This window comes from Sphingomonas sp. Leaf32 (assembly GCF_001421765.1).
In the GTDB taxonomy this organism is placed as follows: domain Bacteria; phylum Pseudomonadota; class Alphaproteobacteria; order Sphingomonadales; family Sphingomonadaceae; genus Sphingomonas.
Map to the genome: position 1 here is coordinate 165,709 of NZ_LMLA01000008.1, position 15,307 is coordinate 181,015.

General features: G+C 67.4%; 13 protein-coding genes and 1 pseudogene. 9 read left to right on the forward strand and 5 right to left on the reverse strand.

What is annotated here, in order from left to right; all coding sequences use genetic code 11:
* The first annotated feature begins 46 nt into the window (after positions 1-46).
* The 8 genes from ASE83_RS11240 to aat are packed head-to-tail and all read left to right on the forward strand — an operon-like array spanning position 47 to position 10,827.
* A complete protein-coding gene (locus ASE83_RS11240; RefSeq protein WP_055790239.1) occupies positions 47-1,450 on the forward strand; it encodes a glucoamylase family protein in 1,404 nt (467 codons plus the stop codon).
* A complete protein-coding gene (locus ASE83_RS11245; protein ID WP_235513224.1) occupies positions 1,447-4,485 on the forward strand; it encodes a hypothetical protein in 3,039 nt (1,012 codons plus the stop codon). Before ASE83_RS11240 ends, ASE83_RS11245 begins: the two co-directional genes overlap by 4 nt.
* A 52-nt stretch (positions 4,486-4,537) precedes the next feature.
* Positions 4,538-5,512 (forward strand): cytochrome c oxidase subunit II, encoded by a 975-nt coding sequence (gene coxB / locus ASE83_RS11250; RefSeq protein WP_055789723.1) that lies wholly within the window; start codon positions 4,538-4,540, stop codon positions 5,510-5,512.
* On the forward strand, positions 5,509-8,034 hold the full coding sequence (ctaD, locus tag ASE83_RS11255) for a cytochrome c oxidase subunit I (RefSeq protein ID WP_055789725.1): 2,526 nt from the start codon (positions 5,509-5,511) through the stop codon (positions 8,032-8,034). Before coxB ends, ctaD begins: the two co-directional genes overlap by 4 nt.
* Positions 8,031-8,411 carry a hypothetical protein gene (locus tag ASE83_RS11260; protein WP_055789727.1) on the forward strand — a complete coding sequence of 127 codons (381 nt, stop codon included), beginning with the start codon at positions 8,031-8,033 and terminating at the stop codon, positions 8,409-8,411. The genes ctaD and ASE83_RS11260 overlap by 4 nt, the downstream gene beginning before the upstream one ends.
* The gene (locus tag ASE83_RS11265; RefSeq protein ID WP_055789729.1) at positions 8,408-9,001 is read left to right on the forward strand and encodes a cytochrome c oxidase assembly protein; all 594 of its coding nucleotides are present in this window, start codon (positions 8,408-8,410) and stop codon (positions 8,999-9,001) included. The genes ASE83_RS11260 and ASE83_RS11265 overlap by 4 nt, the downstream gene beginning before the upstream one ends.
* Positions 8,998-10,047: a c-type cytochrome gene (locus tag ASE83_RS11270; protein ID WP_055789732.1), complete on the forward strand. Its 1,050-nt coding sequence runs from the start codon at positions 8,998-9,000 to the stop codon at positions 10,045-10,047. Before ASE83_RS11265 ends, ASE83_RS11270 begins: the two co-directional genes overlap by 4 nt.
* Positions 10,048-10,089: 42 nt before the next feature.
* Positions 10,090-10,827, forward strand: a complete 738-nt coding sequence (gene aat / locus ASE83_RS11275) for a leucyl/phenylalanyl-tRNA--protein transferase (RefSeq protein WP_055789734.1) — start codon at positions 10,090-10,092, stop codon at positions 10,825-10,827.
* A gap of 35 nt (positions 10,828-10,862) precedes the next feature.
* On the opposite strand, the pseudogene ASE83_RS18200 reads toward aat, so the two are convergent.
* From ASE83_RS18200 to ASE83_RS11295, 5 genes and pseudogenes are all read right to left on the reverse strand, one after another.
* Positions 10,863-11,096 (reverse strand): annotated as a pseudogene (locus ASE83_RS18200) (DUF2155 domain-containing protein); the annotation flags it as partial.
* Positions 11,097-11,311: 215 nt separating this feature from the next.
* Complete coding sequence (locus ASE83_RS11280; RefSeq protein WP_055789737.1) at positions 11,312-11,704, reverse strand: NADH:ubiquinone oxidoreductase subunit NDUFA12; 393 nt, start codon at positions 11,702-11,704, stop codon at positions 11,312-11,314.
* A 45-nt stretch (positions 11,705-11,749) separates the two neighbouring features.
* On the reverse strand, positions 11,750-12,229 hold the full coding sequence (locus ASE83_RS11285; protein WP_156353055.1) for a DUF192 domain-containing protein: 480 nt from the start codon (positions 12,227-12,229) through the stop codon (positions 11,750-11,752).
* A 4-nt stretch (positions 12,230-12,233) separates the two neighbouring features.
* The gene (locus tag ASE83_RS11290; protein ID WP_055790241.1) at positions 12,234-12,755 is read right to left on the reverse strand and encodes a cold-shock protein; all 522 of its coding nucleotides are present in this window, start codon (positions 12,753-12,755) and stop codon (positions 12,234-12,236) included.
* A gap of 130 nt (positions 12,756-12,885) precedes the next feature.
* Positions 12,886-13,413 (reverse strand): regulatory protein RecX, encoded by a 528-nt coding sequence (locus ASE83_RS11295; RefSeq protein ID WP_156353057.1) that lies wholly within the window; start codon positions 13,411-13,413, stop codon positions 12,886-12,888.
* 125 nt (positions 13,414-13,538) lie between these two features.
* Here ASE83_RS11295 and ASE83_RS11300 point away from each other — a divergent pair, with 125 nt between their 5' ends.
* Positions 13,539-15,293: a fatty acyl-AMP ligase gene (locus tag ASE83_RS11300; protein ID WP_055789745.1), complete on the forward strand. Its 1,755-nt coding sequence runs from the start codon at positions 13,539-13,541 to the stop codon at positions 15,291-15,293.
* The last annotated feature ends 14 nt before the right edge of the window (positions 15,294-15,307 follow it).

Below are 15,307 nucleotides of genomic sequence, written 5' to 3' on the forward strand. Positions count from 1 at the left end.
CCCCCGCCTGTCCCGGCTTTTTTGTATCCAGTTAAGGGGCTTGCTCGTGATCGATCGCCGTTTCTTCCTTGCCGCCAGCACCGCCGCACTTGTCGGGGCCTGCACGCCACGGACCGGGATCGCCCCCGCCCCTGCCCGCAACGGCGACCTGATGTCCGATATTCAGGAGCGCGCGTTCCGATTTTTCTGGGACACGACTGATGCCGCGACCGGCCTTGCGCCTGATCGCTGGCCGACGCCCAGCTTCGCCTCGATCGCCGCGATGGGCTTTGCGCTTACCGCCTACGGCGTCGGCGAAAAACACGGCTGGATCACACGCCAGGAGCATCGCGACCGCACGCTTACCACGCTCGAATTTCTCGCAAGGGCGCCACAGGGCGACGGCGAAACCGGGTTCAGCGGCCATAAGGGCTTCTTCTATCATTTTCTGGGCGTGACCAAGGGACTGCGCTTCGCCAAATGCGAGCTGTCGACGATCGACACCGCATTGCTGCTGGGTGGCGTCCTGTTCGCGCAGAGCTGGTTCGACCGCGCCGATCCGCAAGAGGCACGTATCCGCGATCTGGCCGAGCGACTCTATCGCGCGGTCGAATGGGACTGGATCGTGCCGCGCCCGCCCTTCGTGTCGATGGGCTGGCATCCCGAGAGCGGCTTCATCAAGTCCGACTGGAACATCTATAACGAAGGCATGATCCTGTACGTGCTGGCGCTGGCCAGCCCGACGCATCCGCTGCCGCCGGCAACGTGGAGCGCCCTGACGCAGCAGTTCGACAAGAGCTGGGGCAATCGCTGGGGCGAACCGCATCTTCAGTTCGCGCCGATGTTCGGCCACCAGTACAGCCATGTCTGGATCGACTTCCGCGACATCCGCGACCCTTATATCGCGTCGAAGGGCATCGATTATTTCGAGAACAGCCGCCGCGCGACCTATGCGCAGCGTGCCTATGCCAACGAAAATCCGGGGCAGAAGGTCGGCTATGGCGACGATTGCTGGGGATTGACCGCCTGCGACGGGCCGGGCGACTTCACGGTGACGATCGACGGGCGGAGCCGCGAATTCTACAGCTATTCCGCGCGCGGTCCGGGCGAGCGCGACGACGGAACGCTGGCACCGACCGCAGCACTCGGCTCGGTCGCGTTCGCGCCGGAAATCGTCGAACCGATGATCGGCAAGATGCACGCGCGCTATGGAGCCGGCATCTATGACAAATATGGCTTTCTCGACAGCTTCAACCCGACGCTGACCCGCACCGACCAGCCGCTCAAGCACGGCAAGCTGGTGCCCGGCGTCGGCTGGGTCGATGGCGATTATCTGGGGATCGATCAGGGACCGATCGTGCTGATGATCGAGAACCGCCGGTCGGGGATGATCTGGGACGTGATGCGGCGCAACCCGCATATCCGGCGCGGGCTGGAACGGGCCGGGTTCAAGGGGGGCTGGCTGGCGTGATCCCGCTCGTCCTGCTGGCGGCGGCGGCACAGGCGCAACCGCTCGACCGGTTCGACGATGTGGCGGCGTGGCGCGCGGCATCGTCGGACGGGGTCAGCGCGACGGCGACCGCCGTGCCGGGTGCTACGGACAAGGCGCTGCAGCTGCGCTACGACTTCGCGAAGGTATCGGGCTATGCCTTCATCCGGCGGACGCTGCCGATCACCTTCCCGCCGAACTGGGAAATGCGGTTGAAGGTGCGCGGCACCGGCGGGGTCAACGACCTGCAGATCAAGTTCACCGATGCCGACGGCACCAATGTCTGGTGGGTGACCAAGCCCAATTTCCGGCCCTCGGCGGACTGGCAGGAACTGCGCATCCGCCCGCGCGACGTGCAGTTCGCCTGGGGACCCACGACCGACAAGGCGCTGAGGGCGACGCAGGCGGTCGAAATCGTCGTGGTACGCGGCCGTGATGGCGGCGCGGGCACGATCGAGGTCGACGACTGGACCTTCGAGACCCTGCCCCCGCCTCGTCCGCTGCCTGCCCCGGTAGCGAGCGACGCGCGCGCGATCGACGGCGACCGGACGACCGCCGCCAGGGGACCGGTGACGATCGATTTCGGCGGTGCGCGCGAGCTGGGCGGGCTGGTGCTACACTGGGCGGGTGCCGCGCCGGCCTATCGCATCGAAGCGAGCGACGACCGCCGCCGCTGGCGACTGCTACGCGCGGTGACGCAGGGTGATGGCGGCAGCGATCCGATCGCGCTGCCCGATACCGAAACGCGCTATCTGCGGATCAGCAGGGCGAAGGGTCTGGCGGAGGTCGAGGTGAAGGACCGCACCTGGGCGGAAACGCCCAACGCCTTCGTCGCCGATCTGGCACGCACGGCACCGCGCGGCCGCTTTCCGCGCGGCTTTACCGAACAAAGCTACTGGACGCTCGTCGCCAGCGACGGCGGCACGGTCAGCGGGCTGATCGGCGAGGATGGCGCGATCGAGATCGCCAAGGGCGGCTTTTCGGTCGAACCCTTCGTCGTCGAGAATGGCCGGACGATCGCGTGGAGCGATGTTGCGACCGGTCACAGTCTTGAGGACGGTTATCTGCCGATCCCGCACGCGCTGTGGACGGCGACCGGGTGGACGCTCGACACCAGCCTGTTCGCCGATGCCGGATCCAGGCGGCTGATGGCGCGGTGGACGCTGAAGAATAGCGGCGACACGCCACGCACGCTGCGGCTGGTATTGGCGGTACGCCCGTTCCAGGTGAACCCGCCCGCCCAGTTCCTTAGCCAGCGCGGCGGCGTCAGTCCGATCTCCGCGCTGGCTTGGGATGGCAGCGCGATGGCGGTGACGACGCCCGGCGCAATCGATGGGGATTCGGCCGTTACGCGGCGGCTGTTCCCGCTTACCGCACCGGCGCAAGCGTGGGCGACGCCGTTCGATCAGGGTGCGCTCGGCAATCCTGCCAGGCCCGGCATCGCGACACGGATCGAGGGCCTGACCCGGCTTGCCTCGGGCGGTTTGGCCTATGACATCACCCTCGCCCCCGGCGAAAGCTGGAGCACGGCGATGGCGCTGGGCGGCGATGCGCCGATGACAGCGGCAGCGCTGGACGCCGCCCATGCCGCGACCCGTACCTATTGGCAACGGACGCTGGGCGCGGTGACGATGACCGTCCCGGCGGTGAAGCAGCCGCTGGCCGATACGGTCAAATCGGCGCTGGCGCAGGTGTTGATGAGCCGCGACGCGCCGGCGCTCAAGCCCGGCACGCGCTCCTACGACCGGAGCTGGATTCGCGACGGCGCGATGATGACGGAGACGATGTTGCGCATGGGGCTGGTCGCGCCGGGCCGCGCCTTCGCCGACTGGTACGGGCCGAACCTGTTCGCGAACGGCAAGGTGCCGTGCTGCGTCGATGCGCGCGGGCCGGACCCGGTGCCGGAGAACGACAGCCACGGCCAGTATATCCACCTCGTCACCGACCTGTATCGCTACACCGGGGACAAGGCGGCATTGGCGCGCGACTGGCCGAAGCTGGATGCGGCGCGGCGCTATATGGAAAGCCTTGCCCAGTCCGAACGGACGGCGGCGAACCGGACGCCTGAACGGCGAATGCTGTACGGATTGATGCCGCCTTCAATCAGCCACGAAGGCTATTCGGCCAAGGCGCAGTACAGCCTGTGGGACGATTTCTGGGCGCTGACCGGGTATAAGGACGCCGCCTTCGCCGCGCGCGTGCTGGGCAAACCGGAGGCGGCGGAGATCGAGGCGCAGCGCGACCGCTTCCAGCGCGACCTGCACGCGGCGATCGCGGCGGCGGTGCGGTATTGGAAGATCGACTATATCCCCGGCGCGACCAGCATGGGCGATTTCGACGCGACCTCGACCACCATGGGCCTTGACCCGGCCGGCGAACAGGCGCGGCTCGATCCCAAATTGCTGGCCAATACGTTCGACAAACAGTGGCAGCGGGTGATCGCGCGGCCGGTCACCGGCGACTGGACGGATTACACCCCCTATGAACTGCGCAACGTGTCGGCGATGGTCCGGCTGGGCTGGCGCGACCGGGCGAACCGGCTGCTCGATTTCTACATGGGTGACCGGCGACCGGGCGGGTGGAATGGCTGGGCCGAAGTCGTCGGACGCGACCCACGCGACATCCGCTTTCTGGGCGACGTGCCGCACGCCTGGGTCGCATCGGACTATATCCGGGCCGCGCTGGACCTGTTCGCTTATGTCGATCAGGACAAACGGGCGATCGTGCTGGCCGGCGGGTTGGACCAGGACTGGCTGGCCGGCAAGGGATCGGACGTGCGCGGCCTGCGCACCCCCTATGGGACGGTCGATCTGGCCATCCGTGCCGAGGGGACCTCGGTCGTCGCGACCATCGGCGGCGGAGCGATGCCGCCAGGCGGGTTCCTCCTCCCCTGGCCGCTGGCCGGCGACGCCGGGCGGGCGACGATCGACGGCACGCCGGTCGCAATCGCGAAGGATGGCCTGCACATTCCGGCCCACAGCGGACCAATTGCGGTGACGATGGAACGCCGCCGCTGAAATGTCGTTTCGTACCCGTGCCGTATACTTCGGCGCGGGGCGAAGGGGGACTATGCGCGGCGTCAAAGCCAGTTGGGGTGCAGCCGCGCTGTTGCTGCTGGGGGCGTGTAACCGGCATCAATCGGCGCTCGACGTGTTCGGCGCGGAAGCCGCCACCGTCCGCCATCTGACCGTCATCATGCTGATCGGCGCGATCGTCATCGCCGCCGGTGTCGCCGCGTTGATGGTCGCCGCCGTGCGCGCGCCGGAGGGCAAGCTGACGCTGGTCGGCGGGATGCGTCTGGTCGGATGGCTGGGCGGCGTGCTGCCGGTCGTCGTGCTGCTGGGGCTGCTGCTCTACAGCCTGCCCGCGATGCGACCGCTGCCGGTAGCGCAGAACGACCTGCGCATCGCGGTGGAGGGGGAGCAGTTCTGGTGGCGCGTCCGGTATCAGCCGCCGGGCGCGGCCCCGGTCGTCACCGCCAACGAAATCCGCATTCCGGTCGGTCGCACCGTCCAGTTCGACCTTACCGCCGGCGATGTCATTCACAGCTTCTGGATACCGGGCCTTGCCGGCAAGATGGACATGATCCCCGGCCGGACCAACACGCTGGTGGTCCGCGCGACCAAAGCCGGCAAGTTTCGCGGCGTCTGCACCGAATTCTGCGGCCTCAGCCACGCGTTGATGGCGTTCGACGTGGTGGCGATGGAGCCGGCGGCCTTCGACGCGTGGCTGGCGAACGAGCGCCGCCCCGCCGTTCCAGCCGCCGGGACCGCCGCCGGCGCGCGCGCCTTCGCCGCCAATGGCTGCACCGGTTGCCACGCGATCGCCGGCACGCCCGCCGCCGGACTGATCGGCCCCGACCTGACCCATATCGGCAGCCGTACGTCGCTGGGCGCGGGCACGACACCGATGACCCGCGACGCACTGGTCCGCTTCATCGTCGACGCCCCGTCGGTGAAACCCGGTGCGCGGATGCCCGCCTATCCGCAATTGCCGCGCCAGGACGCGCAGGCGATCGCCGCCTATCTGGAAAGCCTGAAATGAGCCTGCACGCGCAAGACGATCCCGCGCTCCGCGCCGCGCAGGAAGAACGGCTGCGCGCCGTCTGGAAAGCGCCGCAGGGCATCTTCCTGCGCTGGACCGACTGCAACAACAACCGCGTCGGTGCGTGGTACACGCTGACCGCGTTCGGCTTCATGCTGTTCGCTGGCGTGCTGGCGCTCATCATGCGCACCCAGTTGGCGGTGCCGGAAAACGATCTCGTCTCGGCGAACAGCTTCAACCAGCTGTTCACGCTGCACGGCTCGATGATGATGTTCCTGTTCGCCGTGCCAATGTTCGAGGCGGTGTCGATCATCCTGCTGCCGCAGCTGCTGGGTGCGCGCGACCTGCCCTTTCCGCGGCTGTCGGCGTTCGGTTACTGGTCGTTCCTGATCGGCGGCGTGTTCGTCGGCGGATCGATCTTCTTCAACGCCGCGCCCGATGGCGGCTGGTTCATGTACCCGCCGCTCACCACCCGCACCGACCTGTCGGGTCTTGGCGCCGACATCTGGATGCTGGGGCTGAGCTTCATCGAGGTATCGTCGGTGGCGGCGGCGGTCGAGCTGATCGTCGGCGTGCTGAAATGCCGGCCGCCGGGGATGCGGCTCAACCTGATGCCGCTCTATGCGTGGTATATCCTCGTCGTCGCGGTCATGATCCTGTTCGCGTTTCCGCCGCTGATCGCGGGCGACGTGCTGTTCGAAATGGAGCGGCTGCTGAACTGGCCGTTCTTCGACGCGGCGCGTGGGGGCGACCCGCTGTTGTGGCAGCACCTGTTCTGGATCTTCGGCCATCCGGAAGTCTATATCGTCTTTCTGCCCTCCATCGCGCTGTTTGCGATGATGATCCCGACCTTCGCCCAGCGCCATCTGCTCGGCTATCCGTGGATCGTGCTGGCGGCGGTCGGTACCGCGTTCCTGTCGTTCGGGCTGTGGGTCCACCACATGTTCGCGACCGGCCTGCCCAAGATCAGCCTCGCCTTCTTCTCCGCCGCATCCGAAGCGGTGGCGATCCCAACCGGCATCCAAATCTTCGCGTTCATCGCGACATTGTGGGCCGGCAAGGTAAAGTGGTCGACGCCACTCCTGTACGCCAGCGGGTCGCTCGCCATCTTCGTCATCGGCGGCCTGACCGGCGTGATGGTCGCGATCGCGCCGTTCGACTGGCAGGCGCACGACACCTATTTCGTCGTGGCGCATCTGCATTACGTGCTGATCGGCGGGACGCTGCTGCCGCTGTTCGGGGGCCTGTACTATTACTGGCCGCTGATTACCGGCAAGAAGCTGTCCGACCGGATGGGGCGCACCGCGTTCTGGATGCTGTTCGTCGGCGCCAACCTGACCTTCTTTCCGATGCATTTCAGCGGGCTGTACGGGATGCCGCGCCGGGTGTTCACCTATCCCAGCGAACTCGGCATCGATTATCTCAACCTCGCCTCGACCATCGGCGCCTATCTGTTCGCGCTCGGCACGCTGGTGGTGTGCATCGATCTGGCGCGCTCGCCGTGGCGGCCCAAGGCGGTGCGCAACCCGTGGCACGCGGGCACGCTCGAATGGCTGGCGCACCCGGATGACGAGGATTGGGGCATCCGCTCGGTCCCGCTGATCGAGAGCCGCTATCCGATCTGGGATCAGAAGGATTTCGTGCGGAAGGTCGACGAGGGCCGCTTCTTCCTGCCCGATGCGGAGGAAGGCCGGCGCGAAACGATCGTGACGACGGTGCTGGACGCCCGCCCGCTCTTCGTCGTGCGGCTGGGCACGCCCGGCTGGATCCCGATGCTGACCGCGATCGCGCTGGGCAGCGTGTTCATCCTGACCACCTATCACCTGTATTGGTGGTCGCTGGCCGGCGCGATCGCGACACTGGGCTTCGTCCTATACTGGCTGTGGACGGGCACCGCCGAAATCCCCGAAAAGCCGTCCAAGCCGATCGGGCACGGCATCGAACTGCCGCTCTATGTCTCCGGATCGGCCGCGCCGGGGTGGTGGGCGATGTTCATCACGATGATGGCCGACGCGACCGCCTTTTCCGGGTTGGTGTTCGGCTATTATTTCTTCTGGACGGTGCATCCCGAATTTCCGCCGTCGGGGCCGGGCATGGATGGCCCCGGCACCTTCTGGCCGATGGTGGCGCTGGGTGTCGCGGCGGTTAGCTGGATCGCGACGGTGGCGGCGCGGGAGAGCAACCGGCGCGGCGGCGTCACGGCGGCGCGCGGGTTGCTGGCGCTTGGCATCCTCGCCAGCCTTGCCGGCATCTGGGCCGGGTTGCAGGGTCCGCTGACCACCGGGCTGGACCCCGAACTGCACAGCTATCCCGCGATCGTGTGGGTACTGGTGATCTGGACAACCGCCCATGCCGGGGTCGGCGCGATCATGCAGGGCTATACGCTGGCGCGCAGCATCGCCGGTCGGATGACCCCGACCTACGACGCCGACCTGCGCAACATCACGGTGTACCAGCATTTCATGGCACTCACCGCCATCGTCACCTATGCGACGATCGGCCTGTTCCCGGGGGTCGCATGAAGCGCGGGCTGCATGGCATGGTGGCCAAGCTGAAGGTCACCTTGTGGTCGCTGATCGTGCCGCCGACGGTGTGGGCGGTGCATTTCCTGTTTTCTTATTTGTGGGCGGCGATCCACTGCGCCAAGGTCGGCGGGTTCCCGCGCTTTCCGGTCCTCTACACGGTCGGCACCGTGGTCGCCCTCGCCCTGATCCTTGCGGCGGGGATCGTCGCGCATCTTCAGTCGCATGTGCCCGGCGACCCTGCGCCGCATGAGGAAGGCACCGACAGCGACCGCATCCGCTTCCTCGCCTTCTCGACCGTGCTGCTGGCGGCGTTGAGCTTCGTCGGGGTGATCTTCACCGCCGCGCCGGTGCTGTTCCTGACGGACTGCCGATGAAGCGCGCGAGCCTGATCGCCGGGCTGGTGCTGCTGCCCGCCGGGTGGCTGGCGGCGGCGCAGGCGGGGATGGTCGGGCATATGGCCGGGCATATGATCGCGGTAGCCATCGCCGCGCCGCTGATCGCGTTCGGACTGGCGGACGGCCGGTTCGATCCGGCGCGACGCTGGCCGCACGCCGTCACCCCGCTCGCCATGTCGCTGGTCGAACTGGCGACGGTGTGGGGCTGGCATCTGCCCGCGCTGCGGATGCTCGCCGACACGCACCTTGCGGCGATGATCGTCGAACAGGCAATGTTCCTGATCGCCGGATGGCTGCTCTGGGCCGCCGTCCTTGGCACCGGGCCGGACCGGCGCGCGGCGGGGGTCGGCGCGCTGCTGCTCACCTCAATGCACATGACCCTGCTCGGCGCGCTGATCGGTCTTGCCCCGCGCCCCCTCTATCCGGCGATGGCGCACGGGATGCACGACGCGCTGGCCGACCAGCAACTGGGCGGGGTCGTCATGCTGATGATCGGTGCCGCCAGTTATTTCCTCGGCGGACTTGCCCTGCTCGCCACACTATTGCGCCATCCGGAGCCGACGCCATGACCATTCGCCTCACCTGGAAGCGCGTGATCGTGACGCTGCTCGGCATCTTCGCGCTGGGCATGGCCTATGCGTGGTCCGGCCTGTTCAACGTTGCCGCGTCGTCGGGGCATTGGGCGGTCACCGACTGGTTCCTGCACTGGGTAATGCGCAATTCGGTGCAGACCCGTGCCGCCTTCTCCAGCCCCAAGGACGCGAAGGATAATAGCGGGCTGGTCAGCGCAGCGGGTTACTACGCGTCGTCCTGCGCATCGTGCCACGGCGCGCCCGGCGTCCGCCCGCTGCCGTTGATGCAGGCGGCAACGCCCCCCGCCCCCGACCTGTCGAAGAACGCGAAGGAATGGACCGACCGCCAGCTGTTCTGGATTCTCGAACATGGCGTGAAGTTCAGCGGAATGCCCGCCTGGGCCGCGAAGGACCGGCCGGACGAGGTAAAGCGCATGGTCGCCTTCGTCCGCCGCCTGCCAACGATGACCCCGCAGGAATATCGCGTGCTAGCCGGCAGCAATGCGCAAGGCTTCGGCGCGGCGAACGGCCGGTTCGACAGCTGTGCCGGCTGCCATGGCGAGAACGGTCTAGGCCGCGGGCAGCGCGACATTCCGATCCTCGCCGGACAGAACCCCGTCTATCTCGCCGCCGCGCTGGAGGCCTATGCCACCGGCAAACGCCAGAGCGCGGTCATGGGCAACGCCGCCGCGCAGTTGACGCCGGAAGAGCGCGTCGCCTTGGCGCAGCGCTTCGCCGCCATGCAGGGCATCGCCCCAGGACGCGGTGGCAATGGCGACGCGGCGGCACGGCAGATCGTCGAGCGCGGCCTTCCGACCAAGCAGCTCCCCGCCTGCCGCAGTTGCCACGATGCGGCGGGAGCCAAGCGCTTCCCGGTGATCGACGGCCAGCGGTCGGTCTATATCGCCGAACGGTTGCGCCACTGGCGGGGCGAGAAGGAGGTCGTCGACGCCCGCAAGGATCAGGCGACGATGCCGGTCATTGCCCGGCGCATTCCGGAGGAAATGATCGAACCGGTCGCCCGCTATCTGGCCGGGGAATGATCGGCCATTGCCAGCGGGCATTGGGGCGATAGGGTGCGCCCGATGGCACCCGATTTCGAACTGGACCCGCAGACGGTGCTGCGCGCCTATGCCAGCGGTATCTTTCCGATGGCGGACGATCGCGATGCGCCCGGCATCTACTGGGTCGAGCCGAAGCTGCGCGGGGTGCTGCCGCTCGATGGCTTCCACGCATCGCGATCGCTGCGCAAGCTGATCGCATCGGACCGCTACCGCGTCACCGCCGATGCCGCGTTCGAGGACATTATCGAGCTGTGCGCGCAAAGCGCGTCGGACCGCCCCGAAACCTGGATCAACGGCACGATCGAGCGGGCCTTTCTGCGCCTGCACGAAATGGGGTTCGCCCATTCGATCGAGATATGGGACGGGGCTCGGCTGGCCGGTGGCCTCTATGGCCTCGCGCTAGGGCAGGCGTTCTTCGGCGAATCGATGGTCAGCCGGGCGCCCAGCGCGTCTAAGGTCGCGCTGGCGTGGCTGGTCGCGCGACTGAAGGTCGGCGGCTTCCGGTTGCTCGATTGCCAGTTCCAGACCGACCATCTGGCGACGATGGGGGCGGTCGAAATCCCGCGCAAAGCCTATTCGGCGCTGTTGTCCGACGCGCTGGGGATGGATTCGGCGGGCACCGGGCTGGCCTCCGCTGCGTTCGATGCGCTCGACCGGCGCGGCGTGCTTGCCGCCGGTGCGGCCCCTGCCCCGGCCGACACGGTATCGGGACCGGTGTCGGGGAAGGACATCGTGCAGCTCTTGGGCCACACGTCGTAGATCGGGTGCAACACGACGTTCAGCGCCGGACGTTCCCTGAACAGCCAGCCCGAAAAGGCGCGACGCCATTTCGCGTCTGTCCCTCGTACGTCCATCTGCACGAACGCGCCGGTATATTGCTCCTGCTCCCACGGCGCGGTGCGTTCGCAGGCGCGCAGGCGCACGATTACGTCGCCGATACGCGTGGCCTGTCCGGGCTTCAGCGTCAGTTCCCGGGTTTCGCCGTTGCGCTTGTTGAGCAGGCCGACGACCGCCACCCGCTCCGCCATCGGCGTGGCACCGGCCAGCAGGCGGGTGTCGAGTCCGGCGTCGACGCTGACAACTTCCGGCGCACCGGGACGCGGGCGCGCCGATTCGGGAACGGCAACCTCCGCACGGGGACCGGCGGGCGTCGTCTGTCGCGACTGCCAGCTACGCCAGCCGAACCAGCCGCCAACCGCCAGCAGGGCCGCGATCGCCAGCCCGGCCAGCCAGCGGCGCGAATTCACGCGTCGGGGCTCCACGCCTCATAATCGCCGGTAGCGCGAACGCGGGCGCCGCCCTTGTCGAGCACGCCCGGCGGGCGATAGGCCAGCGCGGTCCCGGTCTGGTTGGGGATGGCCGGCTGCTGCCACTGGCGCACCGGCGGCAGCGACTGGTCGGGCGTGCCCTCGATCTGGTGATGCAGCCAGCTGAACCATTCGGGCGGCACGCGGCTGGCGTCGTTCGACCCCGCATAGATCACCCAGCGGCGCGGATTGCCCGCGGTGTCGCGACCGCCCTCGTAATAGGCGTTGCCGAGGTCGTCGGTGCCGACCTGCGTCTTGCCGCGCAGACCGAGCCAGGTGCCGAAGGTGGCACCGTTCCACCAGGTGAAGACGTTCGCGAGGATTCCCATGCGCGACCGCTTAGCGTAGCCCCAGGCGCACGACAATGGGGTGGATCATTTCCACGTCACCTTGTCGCCCGCCGCGATGCCCAGTTCGGCGGCGCGGCCACCGCCCAGTTCCAGCACCGCCGACACCGGCTCGCCCGACGGTACCGGCGCTTCCGAAAACGGCACGGTGTTTTCGGCGATGGTCGCGATGGTGCGGTCGGGGCGGATGAAGAGGATGTCGAGCGGGCTGGGCGTATTCTTCATCCAGAAATTGGCGGCTCTCGGCGGTCCGCCATCGGGGGGATAGGGTGCGAACAACATGCCCGCATCGGCGCCAAGCGGCGGGCGGTACATCAGCCCCTGCTGCTGCTGCGGTTCGGTCGCAGCGACCTCCACGGTGAAACGGTGCGCGCTGCCGTCGGCGGTGGTGATGGTCAGGTCGGTCTTGGCCAGCCCCGTCGGGACGTCCCCGCCCTCCTTCTTGCAGCCGCCCAGCGACGCCAGCAGCGCAACCGCCGCCAGCCCGGAAAATCGCAATGCTCTCACGCCTTCACTCGCCTACCTCGACCATCACGGCCAACGGCCCCTTCTGCCCCTCGACGATGCGCGCGACAAGCCGCTGTTCGGGGTCGACTTCCTCGATCCCGCCGCTGCGCAGCGTTTCCATATGGACGAAGACGTCGCCCGGCTTGCCGTCGCGGACAAGGAAGCCATAGCCTTTCAGCCGGTTGAACCACTTGACCGTCACCGGTTCGAACGGCCCCGCCTGATCGGCCAGCGCAGTGCGATCGGGCCGGTCGGCGACACGGCGCACCGGTTCGATCGCGCTCGACAGGTCGATGTCGAGGATCTCGACCGCCTGCATCCCCCGCGAACGCCGCACCGCGTTGCAGGTGATGATTGCCCCTTCGGGCAGGGTCCGCCGGCCATGCGCCTCGAGGACCGAAAAATGAACGAGGACGTCGCCGATCGCGGGATCGTCCGCCACCGCGAAACCGAAGCCGCGCGTCACGTCGAACCATTTGATCGCCCCCCGGACGGCCGGGATCAGTTCTTCATGCGCGGCTGCCATCAGGGCCGGTACCGCCTGTGCCGCCACGCAATCATCGGCAATCGTTCGCGCTTCCAGACGCATTGTCGCTTGCTCCCCCTGGGGTGCATCCTAACACGATGTTTCACGAACGCGACGATTTCTTTGCGCTTCACCCTTCCCAGTCCAGATCGTCGTCGGACGCCTCCAGCCCCACGATACGACGCGCGAGCGACGGGGCGTGGCCCGCACGCACCATCGCCGCGATCTGCTTCTCGCGCTTGTCGCGTTCGACCGGCGCGGCCGCGAACGGTCCAATGCGCTTGCGCCGGGCGAAAGCGAGCGCCGCGCCCTCCGCCCCTTCCTCCAGCGTCTCGCGAAACTCGCCCGCATCCGCCTCCCCCACGCCCGCCTGGCGCAGCACATCGCGGACCCGGCGCGCGCCCAGCCCCCGGCGGGTCATCGACGCCACCCGCGCCTCCGCAAAGGCGCGATCATCGACATAGCGGAGTTCGGCCATCCGGTCGGCAAGGGCATCGATATCGACCGGTCCGTCGACACCGCGCTCGCGCAGCTTGCGGTTCAGATACATGACCAGCTTCGCGCGTGTCGTCGCATAGCGTTCAACATAGCGTAAGGCGGCACGTTCCAGGGCAGGCTGGTCGAGCGGCGGAAGCGGGCGGCGGGGGTCTCGGGACATGCGCCATGTTTGTGCCACACTGCCCGGCGATTTTGAAATGAACTGTGCCGCGCGGCCCTTTGCCGCTATGGCGACACGCTTCGAACGCCGCGTATCGCGCGAACGAGCCTGAGAGTTGGACAAGAATGACGACGAATCTTGAAGGAAGTGTTGCAGTTTCGCCGGAAGCCACCCCGACCGTGGATGCGTTGCCGCGCCGGTTCGCGGACTTCGCGACGCTGGGCGACGCGATGGACTATGCGGCGCAGGGGTCGCGCGGGCTGAACTTCCACGATGCGCGTGGCGCGCTGAAGCGCCCCTACCCGTTCCGTGAGATGCGTGAGGATGCGCTGCAACAGGCATTTCGCCTGATCGCCAAGGGCGTGCGCCCGAACGACCGCATCGCGCTGGTCGCCGAAACCGGGCCGGAATTCGCCGCGCTGTTCTTCGGCGTCGTCTATGCCGGCGCCTGGCCGGTACCGCTGCCGCTGCCCACGTCGTTCGGCGGGCGCGAGGCCTATGTCGAACAGCTGCGCGTGCAGCTGGCCAGCTGTGATCCGAAAACGTTGTTCTACCCGGCCGAGCTGGAGGCGATGGCCGGTGAGGCGGCGCGGATCGCGGGCGTCGAAGGCATTGACTGGGAAAGCTTTTCGCTCGCCGAGGCGCCCGTCGTGGAGCTGCCGAAGGCGTTGAGCGACGATATCTGCTACCTGCAATATTCGAGCGGATCGACCCGCTTTCCGCACGGGACAGAGATTACCCATGCCGCGTTGTTGAACAACCTGTCGGCGCACAGCCACGGGATGGAGCTGGCCGATCAGGATCGCTGCATTTCGTGGCTGCCCTGGTATCACGACATGGGGCTGGTCGGCTGCTTCCTGTCGGTCGTCGCCAACCAGGTATCGACCGACTATTTGAAAACAGAGGATTTTGCCCGCCGCCCGCTGGCGTGGCTCGACCTCATCACCCGCAATACCGGCAATTCGATTTCCTACTCGCCGACCTTCGGCTACGACATCTGCGCGAGGCGGATGTCGAGCCAGACCAAGGCGGCGGACCGGTTCGACCTGTCGCGCTGGCGGCTGGCCGGGAACGGCGCGGACATGATCCGGCCCGACGTGATGCAGTCGTTCGTCGACGCCTTCGCCGATGCCGGGTTCAAGGCGTCCGCCTTCCTGCCATCCTATGGCCTGGCGGAAGCGACGCTGGCGGTGGCGATCATGCCGCCGGGCGAAGGGATCATCGTCGAACTGGTTGAAGAGACGGAACTTTCCGGCGGCACCGGCCGCGCCGACCGGCCGCAGCGCTATCGTGCGATCGTCAATTGCGGGAAGCCGGTGAAGGACATGGCGATCGAAATCCGCGAGGAGGACGGCAGCCCCCTGCCCGAGCGCGCGATCGGCAAGGTCTGGTGCAAGGGACCATCGCTGATGAGCGGTTATTTCCGCGATCCGGAAGCGACGGCCGCGTGCATGGTCGATGGCTGGCTGGACACCGGGGACATGGGCTATCTGTCTGACGGATATGTCTATATCGTCGGGCGGGCCAAGGACATGATTATCGTCAACGGCAAGAATCACTGGCCGCAGGACATCGAATGGGCGGTGGAGCAGTTGCCGGGGTTCAAGGCCGGCGATATCGCCGCCTTCGCCATCACCACGCCGGGCGGGGAGGAAACGCCCGCCGTGCTGGTCCAGTGCCGGGCGTCGGACGAGGGCGAGCGCCAGCGGCTGCGCGAGGAAATTCGCGAGCGGGTGCGGTCGGTTACCGGCATGAATTGCGTCATCGAACTGGTCCCGCCACGCACCCTGCCTCGCACGTCGTCGGGAAAGCTGAGCCGGGCCAAGGCGCGCAAATTGTACCTCGAGGGTGAGATCAAACCCTACGCCATCGCGGCCTGATTTTTCGCTTTCCT

Excerpts from the sequence above, each read along its gene's own strand:
- coxB (WP_055789723.1), top strand. The coding sequence starts at position 4,538 with ATGCGCGGCGTCAAAGCCAGTTGGGGTGCAGCCGCGCTGTTGCTGCTG.
- ctaD (WP_055789725.1), top strand. The coding sequence starts at position 5,509 with ATGAGCCTGCACGCGCAAGACGATCCCGCGCTCCGCGCCGCGCAGGAA.
- ASE83_RS11260 (WP_055789727.1), top strand. The coding sequence starts at position 8,031 with ATGAAGCGCGGGCTGCATGGCATGGTGGCCAAGCTGAAGGTCACCTTG.
- ASE83_RS11265 (WP_055789729.1), top strand. The coding sequence starts at position 8,408 with ATGAAGCGCGCGAGCCTGATCGCCGGGCTGGTGCTGCTGCCCGCCGGG.
- ASE83_RS11270 (WP_055789732.1), top strand. The coding sequence starts at position 8,998 with ATGACCATTCGCCTCACCTGGAAGCGCGTGATCGTGACGCTGCTCGGC.
- aat (WP_055789734.1), top strand. The coding sequence starts at position 10,090 with ATGGCACCCGATTTCGAACTGGACCCGCAGACGGTGCTGCGCGCCTAT.
- ASE83_RS11280 (WP_055789737.1), bottom strand. The coding sequence starts at position 11,704 with ATGGGAATCCTCGCGAACGTCTTCACCTGGTGGAACGGTGCCACCTTC.
- ASE83_RS11290 (WP_055790241.1), bottom strand. The coding sequence starts at position 12,755 with ATGGCAGCCGCGCATGAAGAACTGATCCCGGCCGTCCGGGGGGCGATC.
- ASE83_RS11295 (WP_156353057.1), bottom strand. The coding sequence starts at position 13,413 with ATGTCCCGAGACCCCCGCCGCCCGCTTCCGCCGCTCGACCAGCCTGCC.
- ASE83_RS11300 (WP_055789745.1), top strand. The coding sequence starts at position 13,539 with ATGACGACGAATCTTGAAGGAAGTGTTGCAGTTTCGCCGGAAGCCACC.